This window comes from Candidatus Binatia bacterium, assembly GCA_036504975.1.
Taxonomy (GTDB): domain Bacteria; phylum Desulfobacterota; class Binatia; order UBA9968; family UBA9968; genus JAJPJQ01.
Genome location: DASXUF010000009.1, coordinates 1 through 14,691 on the forward strand (window position 1 = coordinate 1; position 14,691 = coordinate 14,691).

The 14,691-nt window shown below is 60.8% G+C and carries 15 protein-coding genes; 13 read left to right on the forward strand and 2 right to left on the reverse strand.

What is annotated here, in order from left to right:
- Positions 1-12 precede the first annotated feature (12 nt).
- Positions 13-543 (reverse strand): zeta toxin family protein, encoded by a 531-nt coding sequence (locus VGL70_00860; GenBank protein ID HEY3302064.1) that lies wholly within the window; start codon positions 541-543, stop codon positions 13-15.
- Positions 544-646: 103 nt separating this feature from the next.
- Between VGL70_00860 and VGL70_00865 the strand changes: the two genes are divergently transcribed.
- The 5 genes from VGL70_00865 (at position 647) to VGL70_00885 (ending at position 8,125) form a co-directional block, all read left to right on the forward strand.
- Positions 647-2,857, forward strand: coding sequence for a xanthine dehydrogenase family protein molybdopterin-binding subunit (locus VGL70_00865; GenBank protein ID HEY3302065.1), 2,211 nt, complete (start codon positions 647-649; stop codon positions 2,855-2,857).
- Between the two features lie 150 nt (positions 2,858-3,007).
- A complete protein-coding gene (locus VGL70_00870) occupies positions 3,008-5,680 on the forward strand; it encodes an amino acid adenylation domain-containing protein (protein ID HEY3302066.1) in 2,673 nt (890 codons plus the stop codon).
- A 106-nt stretch (positions 5,681-5,786) separates the two neighbouring features.
- Positions 5,787-6,545 carry a class II aldolase/adducin family protein gene (locus tag VGL70_00875; protein ID HEY3302067.1) on the forward strand — a complete coding sequence of 253 codons (759 nt, stop codon included), beginning with the start codon at positions 5,787-5,789 and terminating at the stop codon, positions 6,543-6,545.
- Between the two features lie 14 nt (positions 6,546-6,559).
- Positions 6,560-7,246 carry an isoprenylcysteine carboxylmethyltransferase family protein gene (locus VGL70_00880; protein HEY3302068.1) on the forward strand — a complete coding sequence of 229 codons (687 nt, stop codon included), beginning with the start codon at positions 6,560-6,562 and terminating at the stop codon, positions 7,244-7,246.
- A gap of 180 nt (positions 7,247-7,426) precedes the next feature.
- Positions 7,427-8,125 carry an alpha/beta fold hydrolase gene (locus VGL70_00885; protein ID HEY3302069.1) on the forward strand — a complete coding sequence of 233 codons (699 nt, stop codon included), beginning with the start codon at positions 7,427-7,429 and terminating at the stop codon, positions 8,123-8,125.
- Between the two features lie 101 nt (positions 8,126-8,226).
- On the opposite strand, the gene VGL70_00890 is transcribed toward VGL70_00885, so the two are convergent.
- Positions 8,227-8,931 carry an HAD-IA family hydrolase gene (locus VGL70_00890; GenBank protein ID HEY3302070.1) on the reverse strand — a complete coding sequence of 235 codons (705 nt, stop codon included), beginning with the start codon at positions 8,929-8,931 and terminating at the stop codon, positions 8,227-8,229.
- Between the two features lie 147 nt (positions 8,932-9,078).
- Here VGL70_00890 and VGL70_00895 point away from each other — a divergent pair, with 147 nt between their 5' ends.
- From VGL70_00895 to VGL70_00930, 8 genes are all read left to right on the forward strand, one after another.
- Positions 9,079-9,672, forward strand: coding sequence for a nicotinamidase (locus tag VGL70_00895; protein ID HEY3302071.1), 594 nt, complete (start codon positions 9,079-9,081; stop codon positions 9,670-9,672).
- Positions 9,647-10,480: an oxygenase MpaB family protein gene (locus tag VGL70_00900; GenBank protein ID HEY3302072.1), complete on the forward strand. Its 834-nt coding sequence runs from the start codon at positions 9,647-9,649 to the stop codon at positions 10,478-10,480. Before VGL70_00895 ends, VGL70_00900 begins: the two co-directional genes overlap by 26 nt.
- Positions 10,481-10,543: 63 nt before the next feature.
- Positions 10,544-11,347 (forward strand): 3'(2'),5'-bisphosphate nucleotidase CysQ, encoded by an 804-nt coding sequence (locus tag VGL70_00905; protein HEY3302073.1) that lies wholly within the window; start codon positions 10,544-10,546, stop codon positions 11,345-11,347.
- Between the two features lie 5 nt (positions 11,348-11,352).
- A complete protein-coding gene (locus VGL70_00910; GenBank protein HEY3302074.1) occupies positions 11,353-11,676 on the forward strand; it encodes a hypothetical protein in 324 nt (107 codons plus the stop codon).
- A 309-nt stretch (positions 11,677-11,985) separates the two neighbouring features.
- The gene (locus VGL70_00915) at positions 11,986-12,465 is read left to right on the forward strand and encodes a Rieske 2Fe-2S domain-containing protein (protein HEY3302075.1); all 480 of its coding nucleotides are present in this window, start codon (positions 11,986-11,988) and stop codon (positions 12,463-12,465) included.
- A 6-nt stretch (positions 12,466-12,471) separates the two neighbouring features.
- On the forward strand, positions 12,472-12,852 hold the full coding sequence (locus tag VGL70_00920) for a Rieske 2Fe-2S domain-containing protein (GenBank protein ID HEY3302076.1): 381 nt from the start codon (positions 12,472-12,474) through the stop codon (positions 12,850-12,852).
- 36 nt (positions 12,853-12,888) lie between these two features.
- Complete coding sequence (locus tag VGL70_00925) at positions 12,889-13,233, forward strand: histidine triad nucleotide-binding protein (GenBank protein HEY3302077.1); 345 nt, start codon at positions 12,889-12,891, stop codon at positions 13,231-13,233.
- A 129-nt stretch (positions 13,234-13,362) separates the two neighbouring features.
- Positions 13,363-14,622 (forward strand): Glu/Leu/Phe/Val dehydrogenase, encoded by a 1,260-nt coding sequence (locus tag VGL70_00930; GenBank protein HEY3302078.1) that lies wholly within the window; start codon positions 13,363-13,365, stop codon positions 14,620-14,622.
- Positions 14,623-14,691 lie beyond the last annotated feature (69 nt).

Here is a 14,691-nt window from a genome sequence, read left to right on the forward strand (position 1 = left end):
TCTTGGCCCGCTTCATGGTCCTTCCTCCAGCAATCGCGGAACGGCTTCTGAATTATCATACACCGTCCATCGATCGGCTAAAAGTCGATAGATATTTTGGAAGTTACTCCAGCTTCGGGTGTATCGCCGGAGAACGTCGGCGCGCGGCACGTTGTGTCCGCCGTGCTTGACGCGCATTGCGATCCTGCGAAGCGCAAGGTTTGAGGACGACAAGCGGAGATAGACGATTTCGATGTGGTACCCGGCGGCTTTCCAGCGCTTCAAGCGGGCGAGGTATCCAAGACCGCTTAACGTGCTCTCGAAAGCAAAGTCCAGGCGCGCCTTCGCGAGGTGATCGAGCTGCTTTAAAACCAGACGGCCGGCTGCGAGCGCGGCCAGCTCGGGCCGCAACGGGGAAATCCCGCCGGCGATCAAATCTGCGTTCACGAAATGAATTACATCAGCGTCCTTGGGCAGGTATTCGCGCGCGAAGGTCGTCTTACCGGCACCGTTTGGCCCGGCGATGATCACACAGACGGGAGATTTGACCGGTGACTTGCTCATGTGAAGCGGGATTTTAATTGTCATAATCGTAGGAAGCAAGGCGAATGATGAAACCCTCCCAGATTCATTTGCGCCTCTCTCGTCGGTTTGTTAGTTTGCTCGCATGCCGGAGAAGCAACTCAAATACGTCGGGCAGAGCGTCGCCAGAGTCGATGGCGTCGAAAAGGTAACGGGGAGGGCGAAATTCACCGGGGATCTCGTGATCCCCGGAATGCTGCACGGCAAAATTCTTCGCAGTCCGTTTCCACACGCGCGCATTAGAAGCATCGACGCTTCGCAAGCCGAGGCGCTGCCCGGCGTCGCCGCGGTGCTCACGGCAAGAGATATTTCGGATACGAAGCCTTTCTACAGTGGCCGGCCCGTCATCGCGATCGACAAAGTACGCTACGTCGGCGAGCCGGTTGCCGCCGTGGCGGCAGACACTCTCCGCGCAGCAGAAGAAGCGCTCGCGCTGATTCAGGTCGAGTACGAAGAGCTTCCGCCCGCCGTCGGTCTCGACGCGGCGCTCGCTGAAGGCGCGCCGCTCGTTCACGACGATGCGGCCGGCAATATCTGCGGTCACGAGCGCGTCGAGAAGGGGAACGTTGATCGGGGCTTCGCCGAGTCCGACGAGGTCTTCGAAAACACGTTCACTTTTCCCATGGTCTATCACTACGCCCTCGAGCCGCACTCGGTCATTGCCGACTTCAACGACGAGGGGATCACGGTCTGGTCGTCGGCGCAGCATCCGTTTCAGGTCCGGGGCGACATCGCAAAGATTTACGGCCTTCATCCCACCAAAGTCAGAATGGTCATCCCTTTTCTCGGCGGCGGTTTCGGCAGCAAATCCTACACGAAATTCGAGCCATTGGTCGTCGCGCTGGCGCGGAAGGCAAGAGCGCCCGTTCGCATCTGCAACTCGGTGACCGAATCGATGCTCACCGTGCGCCGCCACGGCGCGCGCGTGAAATTGAAAACCGGCGTCAGACGCGACGGCACTCTGGTCGCGCGCGCGGCCGAAATTTATCTCGACACCGGCGGCTACGCGGACAACGGTCCGGCGGTCGCGATCCGCGCCGCGACGCGCGTTCTCGGCCCGTATAGAATTCCACACATCCGCACGGACGCCTACGCGGTCTACACCAACTCCGGCTCGGCCGGCTCTTTCCGCGCCATCGGAGCGCCCCAGACGATCTTCGCGTCGGAGTCGCAGATGGACATGATCGCCGCGAGACTCGGCATCGATCCGGGCGAGCTGAGGCTCAAGAATTTTCTCAAAAAAGGCGAGGAGCTTCGCCCCAAGCTCCGCGGCATGGACGCGAACCTCGCGGCGAACCTGAAGACGCTCGTGCGCGCGAGCGGATGGAAAAAGCGCGCGAAATCAAAAGGCCGCGCGGCGATGGGGCTCGCGTGCGGCGCGACCAATGCGGGCGCGACGCCGATTTCGGTCGCGATGGTGCGGCTACAGCCGGACGGCTCGCTCCTGGCCTTCGCCGGCAGCACCGAGATGGGGCAGGGCGTGCGCACGGTGCTGTCGCAAATCATCGCCGAGGAATTGAATTTGCCGCTCGATGCGATCCGCATCGGCGGCGCCGATACCAAAGTCACGCCTTACGATGCTTCCACCGGATCGAGCCGCTCCACCACGCTCATGGGCACTGCGATACAGCGCGCGGCGCGGGAGCTAAAAAATCAGCTCCTCAAAATCGGCGCGGAGGCGCTGCGCGTCAAACCGGCACAGGTGCAAATGGTCGACGGCACGATGATCTGCGGCGAGATGAGAATTACGTTTCGCGAGGCGCTGGAGCGCCGCTTCGGCGGCTCGGGCGGCGAGCTGATCGGCCACGGCGACGTCGGCCCCGAGATCACCGGCTCGCTTCCCGTATTCTGGGAGATCGGCATGGGAACCGCGGAACTGGCCGTAGACCAGGAGACCGGACAGATCGCGATCAAGCGGTACGTTTCCGTCGCCGACGTGGGCAAGGCGATCCATCCGGAAGGCTGCGTCGGCCAGGAGGAAGGCGCGGCGATGATGGGCATCGGGCACACGCTGTTCGAGCAGATGATCTACGAAGGCGGCCAGCTCGTCAACTCGAACTTGATCGACTATCGCGTGCCGAGATTTTCCGACGTGCCTCGGGAGTTCGAGACCGTGCTCGTCGAGAACGAAGACGGCCCCGGCCCGCACGGCGCCCGCGGCATGGGCGAAGGCGGCCTGGTCTCGGTCGCGCCCGCGATCGCCAACGCGCTCGCCCGCGGCTACGGCCTTCGCATCAACGATCTCCCGCTCACACCCGAGCGCGTGTGGAGAGCGTTAAAGGATCGGACAAAGTAAGCGTTCCGCCCACAGCGCCGCGCGGATTTCCCACCTCGAGTGCTCGTCTCAGGTAATTCCCCAAGCTGCATTACTGGATTTTCCTTGCATCGAAGCGGTTTTTAAACCGATTGTCGTCCGCCCGCCGGCAAATTATTCTATGCTAAAATTATGAACGATTGCTTCCATCGTCTCTTCGAAGCCCAGGTCGAGCGTACTCCCGACGCTGTCGCGGTGGCTTACAAGGACGAGCGCCTTACTTACCGCGAGTTGAACCGGCGGGCCAATCAGCTGGCGCGTCGTTTGCGGATTGTCGGCATAGGACCGGAAATGCTCGTCGGAATCTGCATGGAGCGCGCGCCGGAAATGATGGTCGGACTTATCGGCATCCTCAAAGCCGGCGCCGGATATTTGCCTCTCGATCCGTCGTATCCTGCCGAACGCTTGGCGTACATGCTCGAAGACGCCAGGACGCCGGTGGTCCTCGCGCAGAGACGGATTTCCGACAAAGTCTCCGGCCACACCGCAAAAGTCATTTGCGTCGACGAGGATTGGCCGGAGATCGAGCGCGAGAGCGGCGAGAATCTGGAGAACGGTCCCGAGCCGGATCATCTCGCCTACGTCATCTATACTTCAGGCTCCACGGGAAAACCCAAAGGCGTGATGATCCACCACCGCGGTCTGGCGAATTATTTGTCATGGGCCGCCCGCTACTACCGCATGTCGGAAGGAGCGGGGACGCTGGTCCATTCGCCCATCGGATTCGATCTTACCATCACCACGCTGTTAGCTCCTTTGCTGGTAGGCCAGCGCGTCGTGCTTCTTCCCGAAGGTCCGGGAATCGAAGAGCTGGCGCGCGCGCTCGGCGCCGGGAAGGATTACACTCTGGTCAAGATCACGCCGACGCATTTAGAGGCGCTGGCCCACATGCTTCCCGGTGATGAACTGGCCGGGCGCGTGCGAGTGCTCGTCGTCGGCGGCGAGATGCTCAAATGGGAGCACATCGCCGCCTGGCGTACTTACGCTCCCGCGACCCGGATCGTCAACGAGTACGGTCCGACCGAAACGGTCGTCGGCTGCTGTATCTATGAAGTGACGGGCGACGTCCAATCGGGATCGGTGCCGATCGGCCGCGCGATCGACAACATGGATATGCATCTTTTAGGTTCCGATCTGCAGCCGGTTCCGCCGGGAGAAATCGGCGAGTTGTATATCGGCGGAGTCGCGTTGGCGCGGGGCTATTTGAATCAGCCGGAAATCACGCGGGAGAAATTTATTTGTCGTTCTTCGAATGGTGACGCGGGTGCGCGCCTTTATAAGACCGGCGACTTGGCGCGCCGCCTGCCGGACGGAAACCTCGAATACCTCGGCCGCACGGACCATCAGGTAAAGATCAGAGGCTATCGCATCGAGCTGGGCGAAATCGAAGTCGCCCTAGGGCGGCATCCCGATGTCCGCGATTGCGCGGTGGTCGCGCGCGAGGATGGATCGGCAGGCGCTTCGACTTCGCTCAGCACAGGCAAACGGCTGGTGGCTTACGTCGTCGGAAAGAATGAAACCTCGCCGTCGGTCGATCGACTGCGGAGCTTTTTACAAGATCGGCTGCCCGGATACATGGTGCCGTCGGCGTTCGTCGTGCTCGCCGCGCTTCCGCTCACCGTCAACGGCAAGGTCGATCGCGACGCGCTGCCTTCGCCCGAGCAGCGGAGTCGAAGCCTGGACAACCCGTTCAAAGCAGCGACCGATTCTTTGGAAATGCAGCTCGCCGAGGTTTGGGAAGAGATCCTGGGAGTCCGGCCTATCGGAATAACGGACAACTTCTTCGATCTGGGCGGCGATTCCTTGCAGGCGGTGCTGATGGCGACCAAGGTCGAAGAGATCCGCGGCAGCCACATTCCGCCGTCGCTCGTGATCGAGGAAAACACGATCGAAAAGCTCGCTCGGGCGATTCATCGATTGGACGCCGAGCCGCGGGACGGTACGGTCGTCAAGGTTCAGCCGAAGGGGAGCCTCCCTCCTCTTTATCTCGTGCCGGGAATCGGCGGGCTGGTGCTCGGCGCCTCGTACCTCGCGCGGCGGCTCGGATTGGACCAGCCGCTCTACGGGCTGCAAGCCCGCGGCGTCAGAGATTCCGAAAGCGCCTTCACGTCGATCGAGGAGATGGCGAGTTACTATATCGACGCGATCCAGTGCGTCCAGGGGGACGACCCGTTTTTCATCGCGGGATATTCCTTCGGCGGCATCGTGGCTTTTGAGATCGCGCGCCAACTTTACGCCGCCGGAAAGCGCGTGGGAATGTTGGCTATCCTGGACACCGTGGCGCCCGGCTCGCACCGCTTCAGCGCCGTCAGCTTCCTCCGCAACCTGCCCCACTGGATCGGCGACTTCGTCGTGCGCCGGAAGCCGAAAGAAGTCATCCGCGATGTTGGCAATAAATTGAAGAAGGTCTCCAAGCTCTGCATCAATGGGGTGCTGCGCCCGCTCGGCGTCGCCCCGTTGAGAGCAGACATAACGGAAAACGTCGACATGCCGGCGGAATTGCCGGAGCGATATCGCCGCGTCATCACGGCCCATTACCAGGCCTTGCTCCGATACAAACCTCGCGGCTATCCCGGTCGGATCATGCTCTTCCGCGCCAAAGCGCAGCCGTTGCTTCGAGCCTATCCGGACAATGGCTGGGGGCGCTTCGCCGAAGGCGGCGTCGAGGTGCACGGCGTCGAGGGCAATCACCTGAATTTCAGCGAAGAGCCGTATGTTCAGGTTCTGGCGAAGAAGATGCGAGCGGCTTTGGAAAAAAGCCGTAAGCAGATCGGGATGTCGAACGACACGAATTCAGCCCCGTGAAGGGCGCGAAGGGTCCCGCATAAGAGCCTCCTCCATTACCCGCCGCGAAGGAACTTGATCGAATCGGGCCAACTCTGATAGGAGTTGCTGGCACTGGGAGCGTTTCATGGCTCGATCTCGTATCGTCTCCGAACTCAGAAAAAAAGTCGCGCTTTCCTGCCGCATCGTCGGCACGCAGGGACTCACGCGCGGCATGCTCGGGCACGTGAGCGCGCGGATTCCGGGAACCGACCGCGTCTTGATCAAAGCCAAGGGGCCCGCCGAGGAGGCGGTCGAGCTGGCGACGGAAAAGGACATTATCACGATTGACCTCGAAGGCCGCGTCCTGGAGGCGCGAAAAAAAGGTCTGGACGCGCCCAACGAGACGGCGATGCATCTCATCATCTATCGCAAGCGTCCGGAGGTGATGAGCGTCATCCACACGCATCCCGATTGGATCGTCGCGCTGACCGCGTGCGACAAGCCGCTGATACCGATGTACGCGGCGTACAGCCCGCCGGGGATGAAGCTGGTGCTCGACGGGATACCGGTCTATCCACGCAGCGTGACGATCATCAACCGCGAGCTGGCAGAAGATTTCATGCGGACGATGGGCGAGAAGAAAGCCTGTCTTCTCGTCGGGCACGGCATGACGGTCGCCGGCGGGAGCGTGGAGGAGGCGACGGTGACGAGCCTCAACCTCTACGAGCTGGCGCGCATCCACGGCATGGCCTACGCGATCGGTCAACCCAGGCCGATTTCGGAGGCCGACATCTTCGAATACAAACAGCGGGCCGAGCGCGGCGTCATCAAGTTCGGATCGTCGGCGCGCTTCGAGTCCGACTGGCGCTATCACGTCAAGCTGCTGCAAAAACGACGATCGTAACCGGGAGTTCCGCCATGAGTTCAGCGTATCGCGTCTTCGCCTATTTCGGCTTGTTCTCGATCTTCGGCTCGCTGCTCTACGGATTTTCTTACGATGACGCCGCGCCGGCGGGCAACTTCGGTTATAACCTGCTGCTGTACGGCGTCTTCATAGCGCCGCATCTGGTGATGACCCGCGCGTGGTTCAAGCAGGCGTTGTGGGGCAATCCGGCCGGAACTCCGTCGGAGCGGCGCGTCTATATCACGACCACGGTCATCCTGTGGCTTGCGGTTCTTACGCTGCACGAGCCCGTTCCGGGTGTGGCGTTCGAGCCGACTCACTGGATGCGCTTTCTGGGGTGCGTTCTCTTTCTCTGGGCGTTCTTCATGTTTTTCGAGGGGGCGACCTCGAGCATGCTCGACGGTCTGCTCGGCGTGCCCGGATCGGTCAGCGCCTATTCGCACGGCCCGGAGACGCCGCTGTTCACCGAGGGCGGATACGCGCAAGTTCGCCATCCGCAGTATCGCGCGTTTATCTCAGCCGCGGCCGCGTCGTTGCTCATCCATCCGTACATGGGGCAATTGTTCTGGGCGATTTTGCTGTCGGTGACGTTCGTCGCCTTCATCCCGGTCGAGGAGGCGCAGCTCATCCGCGCGCGCGGCGACGACTACCGGAAATACATGGAGCGGACGCCGTGGCGATTATTCAGGGGAGTCTGGTGAGATCGTGCACACAGGTGCCGAGGTCCTGCCGAATTTTCACTGAGATGCCGAGGGGCGCGAGGAAGAGGCCGCGGACGTCCGACTAGAGTGTTGCGGATTATGGCAATGCCCTATCGCCCGCGGCCGAAGACTCGCGCCGTGAGGCATCGCTTTTGTCCATGAAAAACTAGGAGAAATGAAATGGCGGAGAGAATCGTTTCCATGCACGCCGCCTATAAAAGCGGGAAGGAGATCGTAGACGGGTTTTTGTCCCGGCCCAACGTCCGTGAACCGAGACCCGCCATCGTGTTGATCCACGGCTACCGCGGCGTGGACGACGGCCAGCGGGCCGTCACGCGGCGCTTCGCCAAGGGAGGATTCGTCTCCCTCGCGCCGGACTTGTTCGACGGAGAAATTTACTCGACTCCGGAATCCTGCGCGCTTGCGAAAACGTCTTTGGATGTTCACTCAGCCGTGGACAAAATAGTCGACAGCGTCGCCTACCTCAGACGGCTGCCTTGGGTCGGCAAGAAGAAAGTCGCCGTGATGGGCTTTTGCATGGGCGGAGGACTGGCGCTCTACGCCCTGGCGAAGTCGCGGGCCTTTGCCGCCGGCGTCATTTATTACCAGAGCCTGTTTCCCGATCCGGAGGATTTGCGCGGCATCCGGGCTCCCCTCATCTGTCACAGCGGCACCGAGGACGCCAACACGACCCAGAGAGAGATCGAGATGTTTCGCGAAGCTCTGGACCGCTACGGCAAGAAATACGAGATCCACATGTACGAGGGCGCGGGGCACGCCTTTCTCAACAACCCGCAGGGAAAAAGTGAAGCCAACCGGATCGCCGCCGACGAATCGGTGGCAAAAACGCGCAAGTGGCTGAGAAAGACGCTCGGGTAGTGGGGGCATTCAATTTGATTTGAACAACGCGTTATTGTAGGGGCAGGCCCCCGTGCCTGCCCTGGTTTTGGGCGACCACAGGGGGTCGCCCCTACAGATTTTTACCTTCCGGCGTCGATCAAGGGCAATAGCCCGGCGAGATCCTGCACTCTGAGATAGGAGTTGGACCGGGTCCGCGCCTTGCGGTCCAACAGCACGCCGGTCAATCCGGCGTTCTTCGCGGCCGCGGCGTCTCTGTCCGGGCTGTCGCCGATATGGAGGGCCTCCTTTGCGTCGGCCCGGTGCAGCGCGAGGGCGTGATGAAATATACGCGCATCGGGCTTGGCGTGCCCGGCGTGGCTCGATATCACAATCGAATCGAAGCTCGACGAAACGCCGAGGCCCTGCAAAATGGCGAACAGCCGCGAATCGAAGTTCGAAATCACCGCCAGCGTCAACCCCTTTTTTTTCAGAGCGGCCAACGTATCCAACGTCTCGGGAAAAAGAGCCCAGGAGTCCGCCTTGCCGAAATAGGCGAACAGCTCGGCGAAATATTCGTCGAAGCGGGAAAACGGCTCGTAAGGCTCGAAGACCTTCCGCACCAGTTTTTTCCACCAGGCATATTCTAAGGTTTTAATTTCTCCGGATGCCGCGCCGGGAAATGCGAGCGGCGGCGCCGAGGAAAATCCGGCGCGAAAGCGAGCCGAGATTTCAGCCGGCGGAACGTTCATGCCGTAGCTCGCTGCGAGCAGGCCGTAGCTCTGTCCGATCGGCCTGACGGGCCTCATGAGCGTGCCGGCGGCGTCGAAGAAGATGGTCTTGATCATAGAACAGAGAGGATCCAGAAGTCAGAATCCAGAATCCAGAATGTCCAGAAGAATCTTCGCTTCTGCATTCTGGCTCCTGAATTCTGTATTCTGCATGCTCAAATAGCTTTGTTGCAACTCCGTCATCTTCCATTATAATGACATTCGATGCAAAGCAACGATGCGCTGCTGATTGTGGATGTGCAGAATGATTTCTGTCCCGGCGGCGCGCTCGCGGTCGCGGACGGCGACCGGGTCGTCCCCGCGCTCAATCGCTACATCGAGAGATTCGAAAGAGCGGGGCTACCGGTTTTCGCCACGCGCGATTGGCATCCGGAGAAGACCAAACACTTCAAGGCCTATGGCGGTGTCTGGCCGGCTCACTGCGTTCAGGGAACTCAGGGCGCGGAATTTCGCGCGGACTTGCGGCTTCGGCCGGGCGCCGTGATCGTCTCCAAGGGGATGGCCGCGGATGAAGAAAGCTATTCCGGGTTCGACGGCAAAGACGAGCATGGCGCCGTGCTCGGCGAGCTGTTGCGCGAGCGCGGCGTCAAGCGGATTTTTGTCGGCGGCCTCGCGACCGATTATTGCGTGAAGCACACGGTGCTCGACGGTCTGAAGCAAGGCTTCCGCGTCGTTGTGCTCGCCGACGCGGCGCGCGCCGTGAATCTTCAGCCGGGTGACGGCGAGGGCGCGCTCGGCGAGATGGAGCGGGCCGGCGCGGAAAAAATCGGCGGTGTCGAAGAACTTCCCAAAACCTGAAGTGGCCGAGCGCTTCTTCGCGCCCGACAGCGCGATCTGGAGCGTCGACCGGGAGATGGCGCTTTTGCTCGGCGGCGGAAGGGCGCTGCTGATGCAGATCGCCCATCCCAAGGTCGCCGCCGGAGTCGCCGATCACAGCGGCTTCCTCAGCGACCCGCTGGGCCGCCTCGTGCGGACGATGGAAACGATGTGGTCGATCGTCTTCGACGAGCGTCCGCGCGCCCAAGCCTCCCTCGATCGGCTCGAAAGCGTCCACCGTCAAGTCAAGGGAACCGTCCGGCAACCGGACGTGCTGCCGCCGAGAACGCGCTACCGCGCGCAGGACGCGGATCTGCTCCTGTGGGTGCACGCCACGTTGGTCGATTCCGCTCTGGTGACTTACCGTCAATTCGTCAAGCCGCTTTCCGAGGACGTGGAGCGCCGCTATTACGAGGAGACGAAAAGATTGGGAATCCTGTTGGGAGTGCCCGAAACGAAGCTGCCCGGCACGTTGGCGAAGTTCGGCGCTTACATGGACGCGATGATCGAATCGGAAGAGATCGTCGTCGGCGCGACGGCGCGGGCGCTGAGCGAGGCGATTCTTCATCCCCGGCCTTGGTTACTGAAACCATTGGCGCCGCTCTTTGTCCTCGTCACCGCCGGGCTGTTGCCGCCGAAGCTGCGCCGCGAATACGGGCTCGCCTGGAACGGCAGGCGCGAGAAGACTTTGCGCATCGTAGCCGGTTCGACGCGCGCGGCTCTTCCTTGGGTTCCTTCGATCATCCGCGTCGTTCCGCATGCGCGCGCGGCCGAAGCGCGGGCAAGCTAGACTCGAATATTCAATTTCTCGAAACAAACGCTGTGAGTGGGGAAAAGAGGAGAAGAATTTAACGTGTCTACCGAGAAAGATTTTTCCGAAGAATTGGAAACGGCCGAGAGGGCGGCGCGGGAAGCCGGCGCGATCATCATGGGCTATTACGGCAAGGATTACGTCATCGAGGAAAAAAGCAAGAACAATCCCGTGACCACGGCGGACCTGGAGGCGAACCGCAAGATTCAGGAAATTCTTCTGGGGCGTTATCCCGACGACGGCTGGCTCTCGGAGGAGAGCAAGGACGACCTGAAGAGGCTGGCGGCGCCGCGCGTCTGGGTGATCGATCCGATCGACGGAACGAGGGAGTTTATCGAAAAAATCCCCCAGTTCACGGTGTCCATCGGCCTGGCCGTGGGCGGCCGGCCGGCGGTCGGCGTCGTTTATAATCCGGCGCAAGCGAAACTCTACAAGGCGGCCAGGGGCGCGGGAGCGATGCTCAACGATAGTCCCATTCGTGTCACGCCGCGGGAAAAAGTCGAAGGCGCTTCGCTGATCGTCAGCCGCTCCGAACCGCGCAAACGGTTTCAACCTTTCGCCGAGCTTTGCCGCGTCCAGCCGGTCGGCAGCATCGCGTTTCGCCTCGCGCTCATAGCGGAAGGCCAAGGCGACGGCATGCTCACGTTCCGCGCGCTCCACGAGTGGGACGTCTGCGGTGGCGTGGCCGTCGTCGAGGGCGCGGGCGGAGTCGTCATCGACGGGCAAGGCAACAACATCGTATTCAACCGGCGTGACAGCCTGTGCCGCGGCATGGTCGCGTCGAATCCGACCTTGGCCAAGTCGCTGCACGGGATGCTGGCCAAGTCGCTCGCCGAGAATTTCTGACCGTCATGAGCCGTTGCGTTTACTGCGGCGACCGGAGCCGTTTTTGGTCGAAGCTCTGCGAGGATTGTCGCAAGCTCCTGGCGCGGGTCGATGAGCTGAAAGGCCGGGTCGGCTACGGTGAATTTTTGGACGAGTTGGAAAAGACCGGCGTGTCGAAGGAAAAGATATTCGTCTTTCTGAAAGCCGACCCCGACGGGAAGGGCAGCGTCCAGGATCAGGTCACGGCGGAGATGAGCAGCGAGCTGATGAAGGTCATGGGGCTGAAGGGAAGCCAGAGCGCGGAAAACGTCAAGCAGATCCGCAAGTCGCTCGAAAAGGAGACGAAGTAGCTTAAAAAGCTTTCAGCAGTCAGCTATCAGCGTATCAGCCGTCAGCCAGTCGGGATTAATCATGGTCCGAGGAAAAGTCGTCACAGACTGTAAGCTACGGAGAGGAAGGCTGAAGGAACGATCATGGAACCATCTTTGCGGTTTTGGTGTCTTGACGCGACCCTCACCCCTACCCTCTCCCGCAAGCGGGAGAGGGTAGGGGTGAGGGTATCTCGCGCAGAGGCGCAAAGCACGCTAAAGGTGACGTTCAACGGAGAATAATGCAGGCTGGAATCTTTGTGTGTTGCTGATCGCTGAGTGCTGTTTTTTATGGAACTGACGATTTACCTCTCCATTCTGTTTCTTGCCGTCTATCTTGTGGGTCTCGGCGTCCGCAGATATATTTTTCTTCGCGACCAGTCGCGGATGCTGGAAGAGAGCAAAGCCCACGGCCGGGTGATCGCGCGGGTGGAGGAGATGCAGCCGGGCTCGGTCAAAAAGTTTTGGCTGATTTGCCGGAAGTATCGGATCGACGGTTTTCTGGTGAATTACCGGGGAGATTTCCGCGCCTACGTGAATCGCTGCCGCCACATGACGACGCCGCTCGATTTTGTGCGCTATCAGTTTTTGACCGAGGACGGCCGGCACCTGATCTGCATGACGCACGGCGCGCTTTACGATCCCATGTCGGGCGTGTGCGTCGAGGGCCCATGCAAGGGCCTCTCTCTTTACCCGCTGCCGGTGCTCGTCGAGGGCGGCGAAATTCTCGTCGGCTGCCCGTCGGGCGATCTCTCCGAGCTGGCGGACTGAGCGCGCATGGAGTCGACCGAAAAGAAGAGCCGCGGCAGGCGCAAACTGGTGGCGCGGGTGGGAGAGCTTGAGCATGGCCGGACAAAGAAATTCCTCCTGAAATGCAGGGGCAATACCGTGGAGGCGTTTCTGGTCAGCTACGAAGGCGCTCACTACGCGTATTTGAATCGCTGCAAACATATTTCATTGTCGCTCGACTGGGTGGACAATCGCTTTTTTACCGAGGACAACCGCTATCTCATCTGCGCCAACCACGGCGCGACTTACGATCCCACGAGCGGTGAGTGCATCTGGGGACCGTGTCTCGGAGCTTTTCTTCAGAGCGTTCCGCTTGAGGTCGCTCAGGGAAAAATCTTTGCTTTCTGTCCATCGGGTCTGGAAGATTGACGGCGACGAAAAGATCGTCGGGAAGGAGTGGGCAACATGAGCGAATGTCTTTTCTGCGGCATCGTCGAGGGGAAAATCAAAGGAGAGATCGTTTATCGCGACAAATCCGTCCTCGCCTTCAAGGACATCAACCCCAAGGCGCCGGTCCATATCTTGATCGTTTCCGTCAAGCACATATCGACCCTGCTCGATCTCGGGGAGGAAGATCAAAAACTGATCGGCGAGGTCTACTCCGTGGCGAACCGCCTGGCAAAGGAACAGGGAATCTCCAAGGACGGCTTTCGCGTGGTCGCCAACTGCGGCGCCGCCGCGGGGCAGACCGTCTTTCATATTCACTTTCATCTCCTCGGCGGGCGGAATTTCTCGTGGCCGCCGGGATGACACAATTTTAGATTTTAATTTCCGCCCGAGGCTGATCAGCCTCTCTTTTTGGCTGAGCCGATTTTCGATTGAATCGAAAATCCAAAATCTAAAATCGAAAATGGGGCGGGGTTAAAAGGAGGGAGGTATATGGCAACCGTTGAGTGGCGCAGCCCGGCGAACGAGATGGCGGTCAGGCAGTTCGATATCGCCGCCGGAAGATTGAATCTCGACAAGAACGTGGCGGCCAGATTGCAACGGCCGGACCGAGCATTGATCGTCAGCGTGCCGGTCAGGATGGACGACGGCGGCGTGCACGTGTTCACCGGCTATCGCGTTCAGCACAACGACACGCTCGGCCCGTTCAAAGGCGGCATCCGCTACCATCCGGAAGTCAATCTCGGCGAAGTCTCGGCGCTGGCGATGTGGATGACGTGGAAGTGCGCGCTCGCCGGACTGCCGTTGGGCGGCGCGAAAGGGGGCATCTCTTGCGACCCGCCCCGGCTTTCCCGCAAAGAACTCCAGGGAATGACGCGGCGTTACACGGCGGAGATTCTCAATTTCATCGGCCCCGAGGTGGATATCCCCGCGCCGGATATGGGCACCGACGAGCAGGTGATGGCCTGGGTCATGGATACATACAGCCAGCACAAAGGCCACGCGGTGCCGGGCGTGGTCACCGGCAAGCCGGTCGCGATCGGCGGAACGCAGGGAAGAAGAGAGGCGACCGGACGCGGCGTCGTCTACACGATCGTCGAGGCGGCGAAACACCTGAACCTGGATCTTCTCGGCTGCACCGCCGCCGTGCAGGGCTTCGGCAACGTCGGCTCGGTCGTGGCGAAAGAGCTGGCGGGCATCGGCGTCAAGGTCGTCGCGGTCTCCGACCGGACCGGCGGCGTTTACGATCCCAAGGGATTGCCGGTCGAGCGCGCGATCGATCACGTGGCCAGAAATTCCACGCTGGAGGATTTCACGGGAGGCGCGCGGGTCGGCAATGCCGAGCTGTTGGAGTTGCCGTGCGATATCCTCGTGCCGGCGGCGTTGGGCATGCAGATCACCGGCAATAACGCGGCCAGGTTGAAGTGTAAAATTCTTGCCGAGGGCGCGAACGGGCCGACGACACTGGACGCCGACGAAATCCTTAAAGGTAGGGACATCTTCGTCATTCCCGACATCCTCGCCAACGCCGGCGGCGTGATCGTTTCCTACTTCGAGTGGGTGCAGGACCTGCAAAACTTTTTCTGGACCGAGGAGGAAATCAACAAGAGGCTCAGAGAGATCATGACGCGCGCCTTCTACGAGGTGCTCGACATGAGCCGCAAGGAGAGCGTCGGCATGCGCCTGGCGGCGCTGATGATCGGAGTGAGCCGCGTTGCGCAGGCTATGCTCTGGCGCGGCTTATATGCCTAAACTTCGGCGTCCGCCCGGCAATTTCTCTCCGGTCCGATGCGATACGACGGTGTTGCGCTTGACGAGAGT